The sequence below is a fragment of the Streptomyces sp. IBSBF 2435 genome (assembly GCF_036815005.1).
Classification (GTDB): domain Bacteria; phylum Actinomycetota; class Actinomycetes; order Streptomycetales; family Streptomycetaceae; genus Actinacidiphila.
The window spans coordinates 1-21,697 of record NZ_JAJSYW010000193.1 but is presented as its reverse complement, the minus strand read 5'-3'; the positions used below and the strand labels follow the sequence as shown (position 1 = coordinate 21,697).

General features: G+C 72.0%; 14 protein-coding genes. 9 read left to right on the top strand and 5 right to left on the bottom strand.

The window, feature by feature from the left end:
- Together V7E46_RS28155 and V7E46_RS28150 are read left to right on the top strand one after the other, a co-directional pair.
- Nucleotides 1-794, top strand: a 794-nt coding sequence (locus tag V7E46_RS28155; protein ID WP_333771049.1) for an ABC transporter ATP-binding protein, incomplete at its 5' end; no start/stop codon positions are given.
- Nucleotides 791-2,665, top strand: a complete 1,875-nt coding sequence (locus V7E46_RS28150; protein WP_333771048.1) for an ABC transporter ATP-binding protein — start codon at nucleotides 791-793, stop codon at nucleotides 2,663-2,665. The genes V7E46_RS28155 and V7E46_RS28150, both read left to right, overlap by 4 nt.
- Here V7E46_RS28150 and V7E46_RS28145 read toward each other — a convergent pair.
- Genes V7E46_RS28145 through V7E46_RS28130 form a run of 4 tightly spaced genes read right to left on the bottom strand, consistent with a single transcriptional unit; the run spans nucleotide 2,604 to nucleotide 5,184 of the window.
- Nucleotides 2,604-3,203 carry a hypothetical protein gene (locus V7E46_RS28145; RefSeq protein ID WP_333771047.1) on the bottom strand — a complete coding sequence of 200 codons (600 nt, stop codon included), beginning with the start codon at nucleotides 3,201-3,203 and terminating at the stop codon, nucleotides 2,604-2,606. The two genes, V7E46_RS28150 and V7E46_RS28145, sit on opposite strands and share 62 nt — an antisense overlap.
- Nucleotides 3,184-4,500, bottom strand: a complete 1,317-nt coding sequence (locus V7E46_RS28140; protein WP_333771046.1) for a WXG100 family type VII secretion target — start codon at nucleotides 4,498-4,500, stop codon at nucleotides 3,184-3,186. Before V7E46_RS28140 ends, V7E46_RS28145 begins: the two co-directional genes overlap by 20 nt.
- Complete coding sequence (locus V7E46_RS28135) at nucleotides 4,493-4,792, bottom strand: DUF6317 family protein (protein ID WP_333771045.1); 300 nt, start codon at nucleotides 4,790-4,792, stop codon at nucleotides 4,493-4,495. Before V7E46_RS28135 ends, V7E46_RS28140 begins: the two co-directional genes overlap by 8 nt.
- A complete protein-coding gene (locus V7E46_RS28130) occupies nucleotides 4,789-5,184 on the bottom strand; it encodes an SAV_915 family protein (RefSeq protein WP_333771044.1) in 396 nt (131 codons plus the stop codon). The genes V7E46_RS28135 and V7E46_RS28130 overlap by 4 nt, the downstream gene beginning before the upstream one ends.
- A 437-nt stretch (nucleotides 5,185-5,621) precedes the next feature.
- On the opposite strand from V7E46_RS28130, the gene V7E46_RS28125 reads away from it, so the two are divergent.
- The 3 genes from V7E46_RS28125 (at nucleotide 5,622) to V7E46_RS28115 (ending at nucleotide 10,114) form a co-directional block, all read left to right on the top strand.
- Complete coding sequence (locus V7E46_RS28125) at nucleotides 5,622-8,081, top strand: M4 family metallopeptidase (RefSeq protein ID WP_333771052.1); 2,460 nt, start codon at nucleotides 5,622-5,624, stop codon at nucleotides 8,079-8,081.
- 363 nt (nucleotides 8,082-8,444) lie between these two features.
- On the top strand, nucleotides 8,445-8,648 hold the full coding sequence (locus V7E46_RS28120) for a cold-shock protein (protein ID WP_329174503.1): 204 nt from the start codon (nucleotides 8,445-8,447) through the stop codon (nucleotides 8,646-8,648).
- Nucleotides 8,645-10,114, top strand: a complete 1,470-nt coding sequence (locus tag V7E46_RS28115; protein ID WP_333771051.1) for a DEAD/DEAH box helicase — start codon at nucleotides 8,645-8,647, stop codon at nucleotides 10,112-10,114. The genes V7E46_RS28120 and V7E46_RS28115 overlap by 4 nt, the downstream gene beginning before the upstream one ends.
- Nucleotides 10,115-10,126: 12 nt before the next feature.
- On the opposite strand, the gene glgP is transcribed toward V7E46_RS28115, so the two are convergent.
- On the bottom strand, nucleotides 10,127-12,736 hold the full coding sequence (gene glgP, locus V7E46_RS28110; protein WP_333771043.1) for an alpha-glucan family phosphorylase: 2,610 nt from the start codon (nucleotides 12,734-12,736) through the stop codon (nucleotides 10,127-10,129).
- Between the two features lie 660 nt (nucleotides 12,737-13,396).
- On the opposite strand from glgP, the gene V7E46_RS28105 reads away from it, so the two are divergent.
- The 4 genes from V7E46_RS28105 (at nucleotide 13,397) to glgB (ending at nucleotide 21,640) form a co-directional block, all read left to right on the top strand.
- On the top strand, nucleotides 13,397-15,382 hold the full coding sequence (locus tag V7E46_RS28105; RefSeq protein WP_333771042.1) for an alpha-1,4-glucan--maltose-1-phosphate maltosyltransferase: 1,986 nt from the start codon (nucleotides 13,397-13,399) through the stop codon (nucleotides 15,380-15,382).
- Complete coding sequence (gene treS / locus V7E46_RS28100) at nucleotides 15,379-17,079, top strand: maltose alpha-D-glucosyltransferase (protein ID WP_329174510.1); 1,701 nt, start codon at nucleotides 15,379-15,381, stop codon at nucleotides 17,077-17,079. Before V7E46_RS28105 ends, treS begins: the two co-directional genes overlap by 4 nt.
- A gap of 362 nt (nucleotides 17,080-17,441) precedes the next feature.
- Nucleotides 17,442-18,956 carry a maltokinase N-terminal cap-like domain-containing protein gene (locus tag V7E46_RS28095; protein ID WP_443054371.1) on the top strand — a complete coding sequence of 505 codons (1,515 nt, stop codon included), beginning with the start codon at nucleotides 17,442-17,444 and terminating at the stop codon, nucleotides 18,954-18,956.
- Nucleotides 18,953-21,640 (top strand): 1,4-alpha-glucan branching protein GlgB, encoded by a 2,688-nt coding sequence (gene glgB / locus V7E46_RS28090; RefSeq protein WP_443054370.1) that lies wholly within the window; start codon nucleotides 18,953-18,955, stop codon nucleotides 21,638-21,640. Before V7E46_RS28095 ends, glgB begins: the two co-directional genes overlap by 4 nt.
- Nucleotides 21,641-21,697: the final 57 nt, after the last annotated feature.

Here is a 21,697-nt window from a genome sequence, read left to right as displayed (position 1 = left end):
GGCTGCGGATGGAAGGGGTCGGGTTCCGGTATCCCGACGCGGTGGCGGGGAGCGCCGCGGTGCTCGACGGGGTGGACCTGCACATCAGGTCGGGCGAGACGATGGCGCTGGTCGGCGCCACGGGGTGCGGGAAGACCACGCTGACCGCGCTGGTGCCGCGGCTGCACGAGCCGACCGGCGGGCGGATCACCCTGGACGGCACGGACACCGCGGGGCTGCCGGTCGAGCGGCTGCGCGCACTCGTCGCGGTGGCCTTCGAGGAGCCCACCCTCTTCTCCGCGACCGTACGGGAGAACGTGGCGATGGGCGCCGGGCCGGACGGCGCGGGCGAGGCGGAGGTGCTGCGGGCGCTGGACATCGCCCAGTGCGGCTTCGTGCACGCGCTGCCCGACGGCCTGGACACCCAGGTCGGCGAGCAGGGCCTGAGCCTGTCCGGCGGTCAGCGGCAGCGGCTCGCGCTGGCCCGCGCGGTCGTCGGGCGCCCGCAGTTCCTGATCCTGGACGACCCGCTGTCCGCGCTCGACGTGCACACCGAGGCCCTGGTCGAGGCGGCGCTGCGCGATGTGCTGCGGGAGACGACCGCGCTGGTCGTGGCGCACCGGCCGTCGACCGTACAGCTCGCCGACCGGGTGGCGCTGCTGTCCGGCGGGCGGATCACCGCGGTCGGCACCCACCCGGAGCTGCTGCGGGACAACGCCGAGTACCGCCACCTGATGTCGGGGCTCACCGAGCCGGAGACCGGCACCGCGCAGGCCGCGCCCGTGGAACCCCTGGAGAGGAGCGACGCCCGATGACGTCCGCCACCGAGCAGCAGCTCAGCGGCCCCGAGGAGGCCGGCCCGCAGCGGGCGGCCCCCGCGGCGGCGCCGGGCGGGCCCGACGCCTTCGACCTGGACCGGCTGCCCGCGCCCGAGAACGCCCAGGTGCTGCTGCTGCGTTCGCTGCTGCGCCCGCACACTCGGCGGGTCTGGCTGGCCTCGGTCCTGCTGCTGGTCCAGCAGGCGGCGGTGCAGGCCGGCCCGCTGCTGGTGGCGTACGCCATCGACAACGCGATCCCCCAGGTGCGCGACGGCCGGCACGGCGCGCTCATCGCGGTGGCCTGCGCGTATCTGGGCTGCGGGATCGCCGCCGGCGCGCTCCAGCGCGTCTTCATCCGGGTCGCCGCGCTGATCAGCCAGGACGTGCTGATCGAGCTGCGCGCCCGGATGTTCCGGCACGCCCAGTCGCTCAGCCTGGACTTCCACGAGCGCTACACCTCGGGCCGGCTGATCGCCCGGGCCACCTCGGACGTCGAGTCGATCAGGGAGCTGCTCACCGACGGCCTGGAGGAACTGATCGAGGTGGCGCTCTCGATGGTCTACATCTCGGTGCTGCTGGTCTTCCTCGACTGGCGGCTCGGGCTGGTCGCGCTGGTGTCGTACCTGCCGCTGTACGTGGCGGTCCGCGGCTTCCAGCGCCGCTCGATGGTCGCCTACCGCCGGCGCTCCACCGCCATCGCGGCGGTCATCGTGAAGTTCACCGAGACGATGAACGGCATCCGCCCGGTCAAGGCCTTCCGCCGCGAGGTGCCCAACGACACCGCCTTCGGCGAGCTGAACGACCGGCAGTGCCGGGCGAACGGCGACGCGATCCTGGAGATGGCCCGCTACGTCACCATCTCCCGGCTGCTGGCCAACGTCACCGTCGCCGGGATCGTGGTGTGGGGCGCGTACCGGGTGGCGGGCGGCGGCATGGCGCTCGGTGTGCTCGCCGCGTTCGTGCTGTACCTGCGGCGGCTCTACGACCCGATCGACCGGCTGGGGATGTTCCTGAACTCCTACCAGTCGGCGGCGGCCTCGCTGGAGAAGATCGCCGGGCTGCTCGCCCAGACGCCGACCGTGCCCGCGCCCGAGCACCCGGTCGCGCTGCCGCCGACCGCCGGCGGGCGGCCGGGGCGCGAAGTGGTCTTCGACCGGACCCGGTTCGGCTACCGCACCGGCGGCGAGGTACTGCCCGCCTTCGACCTGCGGCTGCCGGCCGGGCAGACCCTCGCGGTGGTCGGCGCGACCGGTGCGGGCAAGTCCACCCTGGCCAAGCTGCTGGCCAGGTTCTACGACCCGACCGGCGGGCGGGTGCTGCTGGACGGGGTCCGGCTGAGCGACCTGTCGCAGGCCGACCTGCGGCGCGGGGTGGTCATGGTGACGCAGGAGGCGTTCCTCTTCTCCGGCACCGTCGCGGACAACATCACCATCGGCCGCCCCGACGCGACCCGCGCGGAAGTCGAGGCCGCGGCCCGGGCGATCGGCGCGCACGACTTCATCGTGTCGCTGCCCGACGGCTACGACACCGACGTGCGCAAGCGCGGCGGCCGTATCTCGGCCGGGCAGCGCCAGCTGGTCGCGTTCGCCCGTGCCCTGCTCGCGGACCCGGGCGTACTGATCCTGGACGAGGCGACGTCCTCGCTGGACGTCCCCGGTGAGCGCGCCGTCCAGCACGCCATGCGGACGGTACTCAACGGGCGTACGGCCGTGGTCATCGCGCACCGCCTGTCCACGGTCGCGATCGCCGACCGCGTCCTGGTGATGCGCGACGGCCGTGTCATCGAGGACGGCACACCCGCGGAACTCATCGCCAGGAAGGGCCATTACGCGGAGCTGGACGCGGCCTGGCGGGACGGTCTGGCGTGACCCCGCCGCCACCGCCGGCCGCCGCGAGGCGGCGCTCGTAGTCCAGGCGGGCGCCGATCTCGCGGGGTGTCTCGCGGACCAGGACGGCCGCCAGCGACCGGCCCAGGATGTAGGCGACCAGGGCGGGAAGGACCGGGGACAGCAGGACGGCCAGGCCGCGGTTGCCGAAGCCGCGCGCGGCCGACCCGCCGGCCGCGCGCCGCCCGGCGGCCGCCTCCTCCGAGCTGACCGCCACGGTCCCGGCCCGGCGCTGCCCGACCCACCCGGCGGCCAGGGCCACCACGGCGGCGGCGCCCTCCAGCACATGGACGACGACCCGCGCCCCGGCCGGGAGGACCGAGACGAAGCCCAGGTAGAGCGCGGTCCCGGTCGCGCCGACCAGGGCGACGAAGAGCAGGGTGCACAGCGCGAGCACTCCCCGCCGCACCCCGTAGCCGAAGCCGCGGTCCAGCCAGCTCGTGCCGAGGACGGGCAGCGCGAAGGGCTCGACGGCGGCCCCGCCGGGACCGTGCCCGGGCTCAGAGCCAGCCGGTGGCATGGTGCCAGACCGACTTCCCGGCATTGCCGATGCCCTTCGCCGTGCCGACCGCCAGATCCTTCATGTCCCCACCGGTGTTCTTGGTGACGTTCCAGGTGCCGTCCGCGACGCCCGCGATCACTCCGTGGTCGTGGATGTCCTCGCTCCAGTGCTCGTGGAAGGCCTCGTCCGCGAAATACCCTACGCCGACGAAGACCGCGCCCGCGGTGGCCGCTGTCGCCGTCACGCCGAGGCCGATGCCGATCTCCGGGGCCGCCGCGACCACGGCCGCGCCGGCCGCGAGGCCGACCAGGCCCGCGCCGACGTCGACGGTCACCGAGTGCGCCCAGGACCAGCCCTTGTCGTGGTCCTCCTTAGCCTCCACCAGGCCGATGGCGGTGACCGCGGCGATGTCCACCACCGGGATCTCCTTGAGGAACTCCGGTGCGCCCTCGACCAGCTTCACGCCCTGGAGCGCGTCGGCGAGCTTGTAGTTGAGCACCCGGTCGAACGGCAGGAAGTCGCTGCCGTTCCTGCTGGCGACGACCTCGGCGTCCAGCGCGTCGATCTGGGTGCCGAGCCGCTGGTACTCGCCCCTGAGCCGGAAGGCCTTGGGGAGGTCGGCCTCCGCGGTGCGGAACTTGGCCTCCTCGTCCTTCATCGCCTTCAGGGCCGCTTCGTGCTTCTTCTCGGCCTCGTCGAGCTTCTTGCCCGCGTCGAGGCCGAGCTTGCGCTCGTCGTCGGCCTTGGAGGTCCACAGCGCCCGCAGGTAGTCGGCGACGACGATCTTGTCGCCCTTGCCCATCGACGTGTCCGGGTCGAGGGAGTCGTAGAGCGCGTTGAGCGTCTTGGCGCAGGCGATACGGGCCGCCTGCGCCTTGTGCATGATCTCGTTGTGGACACCGGCGTATTCATTGAGGTCGCCGATGGCCTTCTGGTCAGCGGCACTCGGCGGATCGGCGGTCATCATCGTGCCGGGGGCGCCGTTCGGGCCGAGCGGTACGCCCTTGCCCGCCGCGACGTCAGCGGCGTTCTGGAGGGCGCTGTTGGCTCCGGTGAGCGCGTGGGCGAGGGTGGTGAGGGCCTCGCCCGTCGCTTTGACGAGTTCGGCGAAGCCGCCGGCCGCTATCGAGTCCTCGGACCAGCGGGCGCGGAATTCCTCGGCCGCGTCGCCCTTCCAGCCCGCGTCGGAGACCAGCGTCTCGACGCCTTCGCCGAGCGGCTTGACGACGCCTTCGAGGAGTTCCTTGGCCCCGGTGAGGGTGGTGCCCATGGTGTGCAGGCCGCCCAGGTCGGCGCCGATCCAGCTGTCACTCATCGGGCATCAGGTCCTCGAACAGTCCGTGCACGTCGATGTCGTGCCGTTGGTAAGAGCCGTGGGCGTAGTCCAGGCCGTTGGCGTGCTCCTCGATGCGCCCGGCGAGCTTGGCGTGCAGGCCCGCGATGGCGTCCATGATCGAGGCGATGGCGTCGTCCAGGCCCGCGTCGCCGGACTCGGCGATCGGCGGGGCGACGTCCACCTTGAGCGCGGCGTAGTTCGCCGCCTGGGTGTGGAAGGTCGAGGCCATGCCCGCCAGGTCGGCCAGGACGACGTTGTACCCGGCGCTCACGTCCGTACCGCCCCGGTGTAGTCGCGGAGGTTCTCCGCGGTCCAGTACGGCTGCGTGCCGGGCCACAGGACCGGGTCGACCTTGAGGTGGCCGAAGCCGTTGCGTCGCATCAGCTCGGCGAACGGGCCCGCGGGCAGCGCGATCCACGGCTGGTTCTCGCCCAGCGCGCCGACCAGGGCGTCCAGGGTGGTGAAGGCCACCGGGACCGCCGAGCCGGTCCGCGGCTCGGTGAGGAATTCGAAGCCGACACCCGGCGCCAGCTCGGGGTCCGCGGGATACCGGGGATGGGCCGGTACGAAAAGCCGCGTGTCCGGGGCGAGTTCGGTCTGTCCGGTGCCCTCCGCAGCACCGGACAGACCGAACTCGCCGGACAGTTCTGATATTCGTGACATCTCCACCTCGATTTTCGGCCACGCTGGCGCGGACCGTACCCGCCGCCGCAGCGGCAACTGTAGACAGCGGAGGGGACACGTCCGCACGAATGGCCGGGAACGTCCGCATTCCACAGCGTCAAAGAACCGGCAAACTTCTCGCGGGTGCAACACGGTTCTCACATCTGACCGTTATGCGGACGCCACTCTCCGGACACCGAACGAATTTCAGCCAAGTTGGGACCACGGCACTGACATGAACAAGTAAAGAGTGCCACTCTGTGGCCGGTTCCACAGCAACACCACAGCTCTACCCGGGCGGATCACCAACCCCACCCGCCCGGACTGTCACCGGCCGCGCACCCCCGCGGCCGCCGCAGAAGGAGTGACGAGTGGCACGATCCCCCCGTACGGCCCGTACGGCAGTAGCCGCCGGCGCGCTGATCGCCGGCGCGGCGATGCTCGCCGTGACGCTGCCGGCCGGCACCGCGGCGGCTGAACCCGCCGCGCAGACCGGCGCGTCGGCCCAGGCCGCGACTACCCACGCGCAGCCCAGGCCGGGCGCGCTCCCCGCCTCGCTGACCCCCGCTCAGCAGGCCGGGCTGACCTCCCAGGCACAGTCGGAGGCGGCGACGACCGCGTCGTCGCTGCACCTCGGCGCCCAGGAGAAGCTGGTCGTCAAGTCGGTGTCCCAGGACGCCGACGGCAGCACCCACACCCGCTACGAGCGTACGTTCCAGGGACTGCCGGTGCTCGGCGGCGACCTGATCGTGCACCAGAGCCCGCTCGGCGCGACCACCGGCGTGGACAAGGCGACCAACGCCTCGATCGCGGTGGCCTCGACGACCGCGGTCAAGAGCGCCGACTCGGCGAAGTCCTTCGCCCTGACCCGCGCCAAGGCCGACGGCGCCAAGGCCCCGGTGGCGGCCAACTCACCGCGCAAGGTGGTCTGGGCGGCGTCCGGCACCCCCGTGCTCGCCTGGGAGTCGGTGATCGGCGGCCTCCAGGAGGACGGCACCCCCAACCAGCTGCACGTGATCACCGACGCCACGACCGGCGCGAAGCTCTTCGAGTACCAGGGCATCGAGACCGGCGTCGGCAACAGTGAGTACAGCGGCCAGGTGAACATCACCACCACGCTGTCGGGCAGCACCTACCAGCTGCTGGACAACACCCGCGGCGGCCACAAGACGTACAACCTGAGCCACGCCACGTCCGGGACCGGCACGCTGTTCACCGACCCCGACGACACCTGGGGCGACGGCAACGGCGCCACCGCGCAGACCGCGGGCGTGGACGCCGCCTACGGCGCCCAGGAGACCTGGGACTTCTACAAGAACACCTTCGGGCGCAACGGCATCGCCAACGACGGGCGGGCAGCGTACTCCCGGACGCACTACGGCAACTCGTACGTCAACGCCTTCTGGGACGACTCCTGCTTCTGCATGACCTACGGCGACGGCAGCGGCAACACCCACCCGCTCACCGCGCTGGACGTCGCGGGCCACGAGATGAGCCACGGCGTCACCGCCAACAGCGCGGGCCTGAACTACTCGGGTGAGTCCGGCGGCCTGAACGAGGCGACGTCCGACATCTTCGGTACCGGTGTGGAGTTCTACTCCAACACCGCCACCGACCCGGGCGACTACCTCATCGGCGAGAAGATCAACATCAACGGTGACGGCTCCCCGCTGCGGTACATGGACAAGCCCAGCAAGGACGGCAGCTCGAAGGACAACTGGTCCTCCAGCCTCGGCGGCCTGGACGTCCACTACTCCTCGGGTCCGGCCAACCACCTGTTCTACCTGCTCTCCGAGGGCAGCGGCGCCAAGGTCGTCAACGGGGTCAGCTACAACAGCCCGACCTACGACAACCTGTCGGTGCCCGGCATCGGCCGGGACAACGCGCTCAAGCTCTGGTACAAGTCGCTGACCGAGCGCTTCACCTCGACCACCAACTACGCGGCGGCCCGTACCCAGTCGCTCCAGGCGGCGGCCGACCTGTGGGGCGCGAACAGCGCCACGTACAACACGGTGGCCAACACGTGGGCCGCGATCGGCGTCGGCAGCCGGGTGACCACCCCGTCCGGCGTGACGGTGACCAACCCGGGCAACCAGTCGACCAAGGTGAGCACCGCGGTCAGCCTGCAGATCCAGGCCAGCAGCACCAACGGCGGCGCCCTGACCTACACCGCCACCGGCCTGCCCCCGGGCCTGACGATCAACGCCTCGACCGGCGTGATCTCCGGCACCACCTCGGCCACCACCGGTAGCTACAGCGTGACGGTGACGGCCAAGGACTCCACCAACGCGACCGGGACGGCGTCCTTCACCTGGACGATCACCAGCACCACCGGCGGCTGCACCGCCGGCCAGCTGCTGGCCAACCCCGGCTTCGAGAGCGGCGCCGTCAGCTGGACNTCGGCGTCCTTCACCTGGACGATCACCAGCACCACCGGCGGCTGCACCGCCGGCCAGCTGCTGGCCAACCCCGGCTTCGAGAGCGGCGCCGTCAGCTGGACCGCGTCCTCGGGCGCGATCGACAACAGCACCGGCGCCCCGGCCCACTCCGGCTCCTACAAGGCCTGGCTGAACGGCTACGGGACCACCCACACCGACACCCTGTCCCAGTCGGTGACCATCCCCGCCACCTGCACCAGCGCCACCTTCACCTACTACCTCTACATCTCCAGCAGCGAGACCAGCACCACCACCGCCTACGACAAGCTCACCGTCGCAGCCGGCAGCACCACCCTGGCCTCGTACTCCAACATCAACAAGGGCACCGGCTACGTCCAGCGGTCCGTCAGCCTGGCCCCCTACATCGGCCAGACCGTCACCCTGAAGTTCACCGGAACCGAGGACTCCTCCCTGGCGACCTCCTTCCTGATCGACGACACCGCCGTCAACGTCAGCTGACGCGACGCNACCGTCACCCTGAAGTTCACCGGAACCGAGGACTCCTCCCTGGCGACCTCCTTCCTGATCGACGACACCGCCGTCAACGTCAGCTGACGCGACGCAGCACCGCTGATCCGCCCGAACGGCGGAACACGCCCGGGCCGGCCGTCCACGGCCGGCCCGGGTGGCGTCGGGTGGCGATCTGCTAGAGTGAGCGTTGTTGCAGTTGTGGTACCCAGAACTTTGCGTGCGCCTGGATGATTGCGATCCCCGGGCGCACTTTTGTTTTTGCCGGAGTTCTCCGGTGTGGGGTGATCATCTACGGCGACCCGGATCCGTACAGTGCGGATCTGGAAACTGCCCCACCAGTAGGAGATGGATATGGCTACCGGAACCGTGAAGTGGTTCAACTCGGAAAAGGGCTTCGGCTTCATCGAGCAGGACGGCGGCGGCTCCGACGTCTTCGCCCACTACTCGAACATCGAGTCGCAGGGTTACCGCGAGCTGCTCGAGGGCCAGAAGGTCGAGTTCGAGGTCACCCAGGGCCAGAAGGGTCCGCAGGCGGAGAAGATCCGGGCGCTCTGACCGCGTCACCGGGCCGCCGCGCCCGGTCTTGGGAGGCCCGCACCGCACGGTGCGGGCCTCTCGCATGCAGCCGCCGCACCGGCGGCCCGAGGAAGGAAACGCCCGTGTCACCTGTGCCGCCCGTCACGCTCTTCTCCCAGCTGCCGCTGGACCCGGCGCTGGTCGCCGCCCTCGAAGCCCACGGGGTGACCGAGCCGTTCCCGATCCAGGCCGCCACGCTGCCCGACTCGCTGGCCGGGCGGGACGTCCTCGGCCGCGGCAGGACGGGCTCGGGCAAGACCCTGGCGTTCGGGCTGCCGCTGCTGAGCAGGACCAGGGCCGCCGGGCGGAAGGCCGAGCCCAGGCGCCCGCTGGCGCTGGTGCTGGTGCCGACGCGTGAGCTGGCCGGGCAGGTGACCGAAGCGCTCGACCCGTACGCGAAGGTGCTCGGGCTGCGGATCACCGCGGTCGTCGGCGGCGCGTCGATCAACCGGCAGACCGCCGCGCTCAAGGCCGGCGCCGAGGTGCTGGTCGCGACGCCCGGGCGGCTCGCGGACCTCATCGAGCGGCGGGCCTGCGCGCTCGACCGGGTCGCGGTGACGGTACTGGACGAGGCCGACCAGATGGCCGACATGGGCTTCCTGCCGCAGGTCACCCGGCTGCTGGAGCAGGTGCAGCCCGGCGGTCAGCGGATGCTGTTCTCGGCCACCCTGGACCGCAATGTGGACAAGCTGGTCAAGCGGTTCCTCGACGCGCCGGTCACCCACTCGGTGGACCCCTCGGCGGCCACCGTCACCACCATGGAGCACCACGTGCTGCATGTGGACGAGGCCACCAAGCGCGCGGTCACCGCGGAGATCGCCGCCCGCAAGGGCGGGGTGATCATGTTCGTCGGCACCAAGCGCGGCGCCGACCGGCTCACCAAGCACCTGCTCGGCCAGGGCGTGCGGGCGGTGGCGCTGCACGGCGGCAAGTCGCAGCCGCAGCGCAACCGGGCCCTCGACCAGTTCCGCACCGGCACCGCCGACGCGCTGGTCGCCACGAACGTCGCCGCCCGCGGCATCCACATCGAGGGCCTCGACATGGTCGTCAACGTCGACCCGCCGACCGAGGCCAAGGACTACCTGCACCGCGGCGGCAGGACCGCCCGCGCGGGCGAGTCCGGGACCGTGATCACCCTCGTGCTGCCCGAGCAGCGGCGGGAGAACGCCCGGCTGATGGCCCAGGCCGGGATCAGGCCGGCCACCGCCAGGGTCCGCCCCGGCGACCCGGACCTGGTCCGGATCACCGGCGCCCGCAAGCCGTCGGGCACGCCGGTCGCCATGCCGGTGGCGGAGCAGCCGGCCCCGGCGGCGAGGACCACCGCCGCGGCCACGCCGCCGCGCCGCCGTACCGGCAACCCGGCCGGGCGCAGGACAGGACCGGGCGCCGCCGCGGGCCGGGGCGGCGCGGCGGGCCGCCGCGCCCGCGGCTCCCGCGCCGCCTGACCCCGGCGGGGCCTACCGCAGGATGCCCGCGGTCATGCCCGCGGCCTCCGGCGGGACGGCCACCAGCCCGAGTTCCGCCGAGGTCGCCAGCAGGGAGTGGGCGGGCAGCACCCGGACCGTGTAGCCGAAGGAGCCGATGCGGTCCAGCGTGAGCGGCCCCTCGTAGGAGTGCCGGCCGGAGATGTCGGGCCGGCCGGTGCACTTGAGGGACACCACGGTCGGGTTGGCGAGCCGGTCGGCGGCGTCGACCTGCCCGGACAGCAGCTGGACGTCGACGTCGGCCGGGTCGAGGCCGCCCAGGCTGATCTGGGTGCGCAGGGTGAGGGTGGAGCCCAGCTCGGGGGTGCCCTCGACGGAGTCGGTCTCCACATGGTCCACCGACACCTGCTGCCACTGCCTGCGTACCCGGCGCTTCCACTCGGCCAGCTCGACCGCGGCGGGGCCCTGTATCGCCCGGTGCGAGCGCCCGGCGGGGGCGTAGAGCCGGTCGACGTAGTCCCGCACCATCCGGCCGGCCAGCACCTTGGGGCCGAGCGTGGCCAGGGTGTGCCGGACCATCTCGACCCAGCGCTGCGGCAGGCCCTGCGAACCGTGGTCGTAGAAGCGCGGGGCGACCTGGTTCTCCAGCAGGTCGTAGAGGGCGGCGGCCTCCAGCTCGTCGCGCCGGTCCTCGTCGGCGATGCCGTCGGCGGTGGGGATCGCCCAGCCGTTGTCGCCGTCGAACCACTCGTCCCACCAGCCGTCCAGCACCGACAGGTTGAGGCAGCCGTTGAGCGCGGCCTTCATACCGGAGGTGCCGCAGGCCTCAAGGGGGCGCAGCGGGTTGTTGAGCCAGACGTCGCAGCCGGGGTAGAGCATCCGGGCCATCCGGATGTCGTAGTCGGGCAGGAAGACGATGCGGTGCCGCACCCGGGGGTCGTCGGTGAAGCGCACCAGCTCCTGCACCAGCCGCTTGCCGCCGTCGTCGGCCGGGTGCGCCTTGCCCGCGACCACGATCTGGATCGGCCGCTCCGGGTGCAGCAGCAGCTCGGTGAGCCGGTCCTGGTCGCGCAGCATCAAGGTGAGCCGCTTGTAGGAGGGGACCCGGCGGGCGAAGCCGATGGTGAGGATGTCGGGGTCCAGGACGCTGTCGGTCCAGCCGAGTTCGGCGTCGCCCGCGCCGCGCTGCCGCCAGGAGGCGCGCACACGGCGGCGTACGTCGTCGACGAGCTGCTCGCGCAGTTCGCGGCGCAGCTCCCAGACCGCGGTGTCGGGGACGCCGCCGATCGCCTCCCAGCGGTCGGTGCCGCCGATCATCAGCGCGTCCTCGGCGCGCTGCGCGCCGATCTGCTTGGCGCTGAGCCGCAGCACCTCCGGGGCGACCCAGGTGGGGGCGTGCACCCCGTTGGTGATGGACGTGATGGGTACGTCCTCGGGGTCGAAGCCCGGCCACAGCCCGGCGAACATCTCCCGGCTGACGGCGCCGTGCAGGGTGGACACGCCGTTGGCGCGCTGGGCCAGGCGCAGGCCCATGAGGGCCATGTTGAACAGGTTCGGGTCGCCGCCGCGGTGGGTCTCCATGCCCAGTTCGAGGATCCGCCCGGTGTCGACGCCGGGCAGTTCGCCGTCGTCGCCGAGGTGGCGGGCGACCAGTTCGCGGTCGAAGCGGTCGATGCCGGCCGGCACGGGGGTGTGGGTGGTGAAGACGGTGCCGGCCCTGACCGCTTCGAGCGCCGCGTCGAAGCTGAGGCCTTCCAGCGACAGTTCGCGGATGCGCTCCAGGCCGAGGAAGCCGGCGTGTCCCTCGTTGGTGTGGAAGACCTCGGGCTCGGGGTGGCCGGTGATCCGGCAGTACGCGCGGACCGCGCGGACCCCGCCGATGCCCAGCAGCATCTCCTGGAGCAGCCGGTGCTCGCTGCCGCCGCCGTAGAGCCGGTCGGTGACGTCGCGCTCCGCGGCCTGGTTGCCCTCGACGTCGGAGTCGAGCAGCAGCAGCGGCACCCGGCCGACCTGGGCCTTCCAGATCCTGGCGCTCAGGGTCCGGCCGCCGGGCAGGGCCAGGCTCGTCTTCGCGGGCGAGCCGTCGGCCTCGCGCAGCGGGGTGAGGGGCAGCGAGTTGGGGTCGAGCACCGGGTACTGCTCCTGCTGCCAGCCCTCGCGGGAGAGGGTCTGGCGGAAGTAGCCGTGCCGGTAGAGCAGGCCGACGCCGATCAGCGGGACGCCGAGGTCGCTGGCGGCCTTGAGGTGGTCCCCGGCGAGGATGCCGAGGCCGCCGGAATACTGGGGCAGGGCGGAGGTGATGCCGAACTCGGGTGAGAAGTAGGCGATGGCGGCGGGCAGGTCGGACTGTTCCTGATACCAGCGGGGGCCGCCGGTGTAGTCGGCGAGATCCTCCGCTGCCGCGCTGAGGCGGCGCAGGAAGCGCCGGTCGCCGGCCAGCGCGGCGAGCCGGTCCTTGGCGACCGTGCCGAGCAGCCGTACGGGGTCGCCCTGGGCTGCCCGCCAGCCCTCGGGGTCGACACTCTGGAAAAGCTCCCTGGTCTCCTGATGCCACGACCAGCGGAGATTTTGGGCCAGACCCCCCAGCGGGCGCAGAGGTTCCGGCAGGACGGTGCGCACGGTGAATCGACGGATAGCCTTCACCCTTCGACCGTAGCCCGGCTGGCCCTTGGCCCGCCGGTAGAGTCCACGATCCGGTGGCTCAAACGCTCGAACGGCGGCTCACAGGAGTGAGCGTGATCAGTGTGCGAGCGCGGGCGCGTTCAGCTGTGTGTACACGAGGCGGCCGGCACATGTCACGCAGGTACCGGGCGTGCCGGGCCGCCGGTCAGGACCTCCAAGGCCTGCCGGGAAACGGTGCGCAAGTCGTCGGCGGATGCGATCCTGATGGCTTGAATCACACGGCCCGCGGGGAGCACAACTGCGGCTTCCTGTCCGCCTTGGGCGTACGCGGGGGCGCATTCAGGGGCGCGCGCGGGGGTACGAACCCGGACCGGACGGGACGCCCCGGGCGCACCCGCGCCGCCGGGTCCGCTGGCGCGGCGGGGGCGCGGATCAGAGCACTCGGGGCGCGCTCCCGAAACGAGGTCAGGCCGTGCGTGTCGCGCGTAGACCCGGGGCAGGCTCCCCGGTGCACGACACCCGAACGGACTGTTTCGCCCCAGCGGGGGTACCCGTACGGCCCTGTCACCGCCACCCGGGTGGATACAGGTGGCCGCGGCCACGCAGACAGGCCGACAACGCCAAGAACAGTTAAAAAGAGCGGAAGTCGTCGTCCCGTACCCAGCGCTGTCAGGTGAGGAAATGATCGGTCGTATTCCCGTTCTCGATGTCAGGCCACTGGTGGACTGCGGTCGCCGGCCGGCCAAGGCAGTGGTGGGCGAGACTTTTGAAGTGACGGCGACAGTGTTCCGCGAGGGCCATGACGCCGTCGCCGCCAATGTGGTGCTGCGCGACCCGGCGGGCCGGTCCGGCCCGTGGACCCCGATGCGCGAGCTGGAGCCCGGCACCGACCGCTGGGGGGCCAGGATCACCCCCACCGCTGAGGGCCGCTGGTCGTACACGGTGGAGGCCTGGTCGGACCCGGTGGCGACCTGGCGGCACACGGCGGGCATAAAGATCCCGGCGGGCATCGACACCGGGCTGGTGCTGGCCGAGGGCGCGCAGCTGTACGAGCGGGCCGCGGCCGGGGTGCCCAAGAGCGACGGGCGGGCCGCGGTGCTGGCCGCGGTCGACGCGCTGCGGGACACCGCACGGCCGGTCGCGGCCCGGCACGCGGCGGCGCTGACGCCCGAGGTGGTCGCGGTGCTCGACCGCTTCCCCCTGCGCGAGCTGGTCAGCGCCTCACGGCCGCTGCCGCTGCATGTGGAGCGGGAGCGGGCGCTGTTCGGGTCCTGGTACGAGTTCTTCCCGCGCTCGGAGGGCGCGGTGGTCCGCGAGGGCGCCCCGCCGCGGCACGGCACCTTCCGTACCGCCGCCGAGCGGCTGCCCGCGGTGGCCGCGATGGGCTTCGACGTGGTCTACCTGCCGCCGATCCACCCGATCGGCTCAGCCTTCCGCAAGGGCCGCGACAACAGCCTGACGGCAGGTCCTGACGACGTGGGCTCGCCGTGGGCGATCGGCTCGCCCGAGGGCGGGCACGACGCGATCCACCCGGACCTGGGCACGATGGACGACTTCGACCACTTCGTCGCCAAGGCCAAGGACCTGCGGCTGGAGATCGCGCTGGACTTCGCGCTGCAGTGCTCCCCGGACCACCCGTGGGTGGCCAAGCACCCGGAGTGGTTCGCGCACCGGGCCGACGGCACGATCGCGTACGCGGAGAACCCGCCCAAGAAGTACCAGGACATCTATCCGGTGGCCTTCGACGAGGACTTCCCCGGCATCGTCCGCGAGACGCTGCGGGTACTGCGGCACTGGATGGCGCACGGGGTGCGGATCTTCCGGGTCGACAATCCGCACACCAAGCCGGTGGTCTTCTGGGAGAAGGTGATCGCCGACATCAACCGTACGAATCCCGAGGTGGTCTTCCTGGCCGAGGCCTTCACCCGCCCGGCCATGATGAGCACGCTGGGGCAGATCGGCTTCCAGCAGTCGTACACCTATTTCACCTGGCGTACGGGCAAGGACGAGCTGACCGACTACATGCGGCAGCTGAGCGGGGAGACCGCCGCCTGGATGCGGCCGAACTTCTTCGTGAACACCCCCGACATCCTGCACGGCTATCTGCAGAACGGCGGCCGGCCGGCGTTCGAGGCCCGGGCCGTGCTCGCGGCGACCCTGTCCCCCAGCTGGGGGGTCTACGCGGGCTTCGAACTGTGCGAGGCGGACCCCGCCACACCCGGCAGTGAGGAGTATCTGCACTCGGAGAAGTACGAACTGCGGCCGCGCGACTGGGCGGCGGCCGAGGCCGAGGGGCGCTCGCTGGCCCCGCTGATCACCACGCTCAACCGGTTGCGCCGCCGTCATCCGGCGCTCCAGCAGCTGCGGGACATCACATTCCACCCGGTGGACAACGACGCGATGCTCGCCTACTCCAAGCGCCGCGGCGACGACGTCGTACTGGTGGTCGTCAACCTGGACCCGTTCCACACCCAGGAGGCGACCGTCTCGTTGAACATGCCGGAACTCGGCCTCTCCTGGCACGAGTCCTTCCCGGTGCGCGACGCGCTCACCGGTGAGACCTACCACTGGGGCAGAGACAACTATGTGCGCCTTGAACCGGGCCGCGCGCCCGCGCACGTCCTGTCGCTGCGACCGTCTCCATCGATCGGAGGGTCACTCAGTTGATCGTCAACGAACCCGTCCCTGACACCTTCGAGGACACCCCTGCCAAGGACCGTGATCCCGACTGGTTCAAACGGGCGGTGTTCTACGAAGTCCTCGTTCGCTCCTTCCAGGACAGCAACGGCGACGGTGTCGGCGACCTGAAAGGCATCACCGCCAAACTCGACTATCTGCAATGGCTGGGCGTCGACTGCCTCTGGCTGCCGCCGTTCTTCGCCTCACCCCTGCGCGACGGCGGCTACGACGTCGCCGACTACACCGCGGTCCTCCCCGAGTTCGGCGACCTGGCCGACTTCGTGGAGTTCGTGGACGCCGCGCACCAGCGCGGCATGCGCGTGATCATCGACTTCGTCATGAACCACACGAGCGACCAGCACGAGTGGTTCCAGCAGTCCCGCAGCGACCCCGAAGGTCCCTACGGCGACTACTACACCTGGGCCGACGACGACAAGCAGTTCCCCGACGCCCGGGTCATCTTCGTCGACACCGAGACGTCGAACTGGACCTTCGACCCGGTGCGCAAGCAGTACTACTGGCACCGCTTCTTCTCCCACCAGCCGGATCTCAACTACGAGAACCCGCGGGTGCAGGAGGAGATCCTGGCCGCGCTGCGCTTCTGGCTGGACCTCGGCATCGACGGCTTCCGGCTCGACGCGGTGCCCTACCTGTACCAGCAGGAGGGCACCAACTGCGAGAACCTGCCGCGTACGCACGACTTCCTGAAGAAGGTGCGCGCCGAGATCGACGCGCAGTACCCGGACACGGTGCTGCTGGCCGAGGCCAACCAGTGGCCCGAGGACGTCGTCGACTACTTCGGCGACTTCCGCAAGGGCGGCGACGAATGCCACATGGCCTTCCACTTCCCGGTCATGCCGCGCATCTTCATGGCGGTACGGCGCGAGTCCCGCTACCCGGTGTCGGAGATCCTGGCCAAGACCCCGGCCATCCCCGACACCTGCCAGTGGGGCATCTTCCTGCGGAACCATGACGAGCTGACCCTCGAAATGGTCACCGACGAGGAACGCGACTACATGTACGCGGAGTACGCCAAGGACCCGCGGATGCGGGCCAACATCGGCATCCGCCGCCGACTCGCGCCACTGCTCGACAACGACCGCAACCAGATCGAGCTGTTCACCGCTCTGCTGCTGTCCCTGCCCGGCTCGCCCATTCTCTACTACGGCGACGAGATCGGCATGGGCGACAACATCTGGCTGGGCGACCGGGACGCCGTGCGCACCCCGATGCAGTGGACGCCCGACCGCAATGCCGGGTTCTCCTCCAGCGACCCCGGACGGCTCTACCTGCCGACCATCATGGACCCGGTCTACGGCTACCAGGTCACCAATGTCGAGGCGCAGATGAGCTCACCCAGCTCGCTGCTGCACTGGACCCGGCGGATGATCGAGATCCGCAAGCAGAACCGCGCGTTCGGCCTGGGCTCGTACACCGAGCTGCCGTCCAGCAACCCGGCCGTGCTGGCCTTCCTCCGGGAGGACGGCGACGACCTGGTGCTCTGTGTGAACAACTTCTCCAGGTTCGCCCAGCCCACCGAGCTGGACCTGCGCCGCTACGCGGGCCGGCACCCGGTGGAGCTGATCGGCGGGGTGCGCTTCCCGGCGATCGGCCAACTGCCGTATCTGCTGACGCTGGCGGGGCACGGCTTCTACTGGTTCCGGCTGCGCCGCAACCCGTCATGACGGCGGGGGGCCGGTCGGTCCCGGCCCCCCGTGCCCGAAGCACCCCGAGGAGCGCGCCCGAGTAGCGGGCCTGACGCACCTTTGGCAGTATCCGAAAGGTATCCGGCCGCTTCCTGGCGTAACCGGACTTTCCCGGACGTACCCCGATCGCAACAGGACAGGCTCCGCCAAGCCGACCACCCGACCGGTGCGCGACGTGGCAACCGGAACGTTACGCGGGCGGGCCGTACGGCGGTTTCCTGTCACCCGCCCGGGGCAGGCTCCCCGTGTCGCCGGACAGCCCGAACCCGTCATCCGGGAGGCTGGCGCCCCTGCCGCTCGACGATGCGGCCGGGTGCGCGACTCCCCGGGGAAAGGACGCCATGTCGGACAGCTCCTGGACCCGTGTTCCCCGCGTGCCCTCAGCCCCTTCCGCCACCCCGACCACCTCCACCAGCGCACCGGCCGGCGCCGCCTCTTCCGCGGCTCCGGCACCGTCAGCGCCGCCGCCGCTCGCCGAGCGCGACGCGGCGCCCGGACTGCTGCGCTCGCTCGAACCGCTGCTGCGCGGCTGGCTGCCACGGCAGCGCTGGTTCGCCGGCAAAGGCCTGCCGATCAGCGGCTTCCGGCTGGCCTCGGCCACCGAGCTGATGCCGCCCGGCGGCCGGCTCGGACCGCTGGGGCTGGTGCACGTGCTGGTCGACGTCGAACAGCCGGGGCGGCCCGCCGACTGCTACCAACTGCTGCTCGGCGCGCATCCGCTGCTGCCGTCCGCGCTGGTACGCACCGCGCTCGGCCCCGCCGTCGGCGGCCCCTACGACGGCCTGACGCTCTACGACGCCCCGCACGACCCCCGGCTGGCCGCGCTGCTGCTGGAACGCCTCCAGCTGCCGGGCCGCACCGGGCGGCTGCGCTTCACCACCGAGCCGCACGCGGACTTCCCGCCGGGGCTGACCCCGCGGGTGTCCACCGCCGAGCAGTCCAACACCTCCGTGGTCTACGGCGACGCCTACATCCTCAAGCTCTTCCGCCGCGTCTCCCCCGGCACCAACCCCGACCTGGAGCTGTCGCTCGCCCTGGCCAGGGCGGGGTCGCGGCGGGTCGCGGAGCCGGTGGCGTGGTTCGAGTCGCTGGAGCCGGGCCCCGGGCCCGCCGCGGAGGAGCCCACCACGCTCGGCGTGCTCCAGCGCTTCCTGCCCGGCTCGTCCGACGGCTGGGCACTCGCCCTGGCCTCGGTCGCCGAGGACGGCGACTTCCGCGCGGAGGCCGCGGCACTGGGCCGCGCCACCGCCGAGGTGCACGCGTCGCTCGCCGCCGCACTGCCGTCACGGGCGCTGGGCGGGGAGGCGCTGGAACGTATCGCCTCAGGCATGGCACGGCGCCTCGACGAGACCGCCGCCGAGGTGCCCGCGATACGCCCCTACGCCGACGCGCTGCGGGCCGCCTTCGACGACCTGGCCAAACTCGGCGCCGTCACGCTCCCGGGCCACGCGGTCACCTCCCAGCGCATCCACGGCGACCTCCACCTCGGCCAGGCGCTGCGCGGACCCGGCGGGGAGTGGGTGCTGATCGACTTCGAGGGCGAGCCGGCCCGCCCGCTGGCCGAACGCCGCATGCCGGCGCCGCCGGTGCAGGACGTGGCCGGCATGCTGCGGTCCTTCGACTACGCCGCCCACCACAGCGGGAACGGCCCCTGGGCGGCCAGGCACCGGGACGCCTACTGCACGGGCTACGCTGCCGTCTCGGGCACCGATCCGCGCGAACAGCCCGTGCTGATACGGGCCTTCGAAACGGACAAAGCCGTCTACGAGGCGCGTTACGAGGCGCGCCACCGGCCCGCCTGGCTCCCGATCCCGCTGTCCGCGCTGGCCCGGCTGGCCACCGCCCTGCCGCAATGACGCGCAAGCGGTCGGCGCGGCCGACCCCGAATCCGACCCTGCCGGCGCCGCCGCCGTCGCCGGCACCGAACCCGCCCGTACCGCCCGAGGAGAAGCCGCCCGTGAACCCCGAACCGAACCCCGCGAGCGGCGCCCTCCCCGAGGCCGCGGCCCGCGGCTACGACGCCAGCACCCCCCACCCGGCCGCTTCGGGCTCCGCCCCGAAGCCCCCGGGCCGGGAGGCGCAGGATCGGCCCGCGCCGGAGGGCGCCCCAAAGGGGCGCCGGGAGTTGCGCGACCAGCCCACCACCGGCCGGCGGCCCGGAAACGACAGCACCGCTCCCACCCGGCCGCCGACAACCCGCGCCGCCACGCCGGCCGAGCGCGCAGTTCCCCGCGCCCCTGCGGGGCTCGGCACGGACCGCGAGGGCACCCGCCCGGCGGCGGGGCTCGGCACGGACCGCGAGGGCACCCGCCCGGCCGCGGGGCGTACCCCGGAAGAGGCCGGCACCCCGGAGGGGAACGGCAGCCTCGGCGGGGAGGACCGCCGGCGGCTGCTGAGCGGGGAGCACCACGACCCGCACGCCGTGCTCGGCGCGCACCCCGAGAAGAACGGGGTCAGGGTGCGAGCCCTGCGCCCCTACGCCCGCGCCGTCGCGGTCGTCCTCGGCGACCACCGCGTGGACCTCGCCCCGGAGGGCGACGGGCTGTTCTCCGCCCTGCTCCCGCAGAGCACCCTCACGGACTACCGCCTGGCGGTGACGTACGACGACGGCGAGCACCTGCTCGACGACCCCTACCGCTTCCTGCCCTCGCTCGGCGAGCTGGACCTCCACCTCATCGGCGAGGGCCGCCACGAGCAGCTCTGGAAGGCGCTCGGCTCGGAGCCGATGACCCACGGCGGCGTCACCGGCACCCGTTTCGCCGTGTGGGCGCCCAACGCCCGCGGCGTCCGCCTCGCCGCCGACTTCACCTTCTGGGACGGCACCTCGCTGCCGATGCGCTCGCTCGGCGGCACCGGCGTGTGGGAGCTGTTCGTGCCGGGCATCGGCCCCGGCACCGCGTACAAGTACGAGATCACCCGCCCCGACGGCTCGCACGGCATGAAGGCCGACCCGATGGCCCGGAAGACCGAGGTACCGCCGGCGACCGCCTCGATCGTGACGGACTCGGCCTACGAGTGGCAGGACGCGGACTGGATGGCGCACCGCGCGGACACCCCGGTGCACCGCGCGCCCTTCTCGGTCTACGAGGTGCACCTGCCGTCCTGGCGCCCCGGTCTGAGCTACCGCGAGCTGGCCGAGCAGCTGCCCGCCTACGTGGCCGACCTCGGCTTCACGCACGTGGAGTTGATGCCGGTCGCCGGGCACCCCTTCAGCGGCTCATGGGGCTACCAGGTCACCTCGTACTACGCGCCGATGCCGGGTCTCGGCTCGCCCGACGACTTCCGGCACCTGGTGGACGCGCTGCACCGGGCCGGTATCGGCGTGATCATGGACTGGGTGCCCGCGCACTTCCCGAAGGACGAATGGGCGCTGGCGCGTTTCGACGGTGAGCCGCTGTACGAGCCGGCCGACCCGCGGCGGGCCGAGCACCCGGACTGGGGCACCCTGGAGTTCGACTTCGGCCGTACCGAGGTGCGCAACTTCCTGGTCGCCAACGCCGTGTACTGGTGCGAGGTCTTCCACATCGACGGGCTGCGGGTGGACGCGGTCGCCTCGATGCTCTACCTCGACTACTCGCGCGAGGGCGGCGACTGGCTGCCCAACATCCACGGCGGCCGGGAGAATCTGGACGCGGTGGCCTTCCTCCAGGAGATGAACGCCACCGTCTACCGCCGCTGCCCCGGCGTCATCACCATCGCCGAGGAGTCCACCGCCTGGGACGGCGTCACCCGCGCCACCCACCATGTGGGCCACACCGGCTTCGGCGGCCTCGGCTTCGGCCTGAAGTGGAACATGGGCTGGATGCACGACTCGCTCGGCTACATCGGCCATGAGCCGGTGTACCGCAAGTACCACCACAACGAGATGACGTTCTCGATGGTGTACGCGTACAGCGAGAACTACGTGCTGCCGATCTCGCACGACGAAGTCGTCCACGGCAAGGGCTCGCTGGTCGGCAAGATCCCCGGCGACTGGTGGCAGCAGCGCGCCACCGACCGCGCCTACCTCGCGTTCATGTGGTCCCACCCGGGCAAGCAACTGCTCTTCATGGGCCAGGAGTTCGCCCAGGGTGCGGAGTGGTCGCACGAACGGGGCCTGGACTGGGGGCTGGTGGACCAGGCCTATCCGGCGGGCGCCGACCACCGCGGGGTGCGCGACCTGGTACGCGAGCTGAACACGGTCTACACCGCCACTCCCGCGCTGTGGCAGTGCGACACCGAGCCCGGCGGCTTCGAGTGGATCGAGGGCGGCGCGGCCGAGGACAACGTCCTGGCCTTCCTCCGCTTCGACGCGGCGGGCGAGCCGCTGCTGTGCGTCAGCAACTTCTCCCCCGTCGTACGCGACGGCTACCGCCTCGGCTCCCCCTCCGCGGTGTGGACGCCGGCGCTCAACACCGACGAGGCGCGGTTCGGCGGCAGCGGAGTGCAGCTCCCGGACCAGATCAAGACCGAGGCGACCCCCTGGCAGGGCCGCCCGCACAGCCTGGCCCTGACCCTCCCCCCGCTGTCCACCGTCTGGCTCCGCCCGGACCACGGCTGACACCGGCCGGGGGGGGGGGGGGGGGGGGGGGGGGGGGGGGGGGGGGGGGGGGGGGGG

What these genes read in the sequence shown, in the direction of transcription:
- V7E46_RS28150 (WP_333771048.1), top strand. Translation starts at nt 791, where the DNA reads ATGACGTCCGCCACCGAGCAGCAGCTCAGCGGCCCCGAGGAGGCCGGC.
- V7E46_RS28145 (WP_333771047.1), bottom strand. Translation starts at nt 3,203, where the DNA reads ATGCCACCGGCTGGCTCTGAGCCCGGGCACGGTCCCGGCGGGGCCGCC.
- V7E46_RS28140 (WP_333771046.1), bottom strand. Translation starts at nt 4,500, where the DNA reads ATGAGTGACAGCTGGATCGGCGCCGACCTGGGCGGCCTGCACACCATG.
- V7E46_RS28130 (WP_333771044.1), bottom strand. Translation starts at nt 5,184, where the DNA reads ATGTCACGAATATCAGAACTGTCCGGCGAGTTCGGTCTGTCCGGTGCT.
- V7E46_RS28120 (WP_329174503.1), top strand. Translation starts at nt 8,445, where the DNA reads ATGGCTACCGGAACCGTGAAGTGGTTCAACTCGGAAAAGGGCTTCGGC.
- V7E46_RS28105 (WP_333771042.1), top strand. Translation starts at nt 13,397, where the DNA reads ATGATCGGTCGTATTCCCGTTCTCGATGTCAGGCCACTGGTGGACTGC.
- V7E46_RS28095 (WP_443054371.1), top strand. Translation starts at nt 17,442, where the DNA reads ATGTCGGACAGCTCCTGGACCCGTGTTCCCCGCGTGCCCTCAGCCCCT.
- glgB (WP_443054370.1), top strand. Translation starts at nt 18,953, where the DNA reads ATGACGCGCAAGCGGTCGGCGCGGCCGACCCCGAATCCGACCCTGCCG.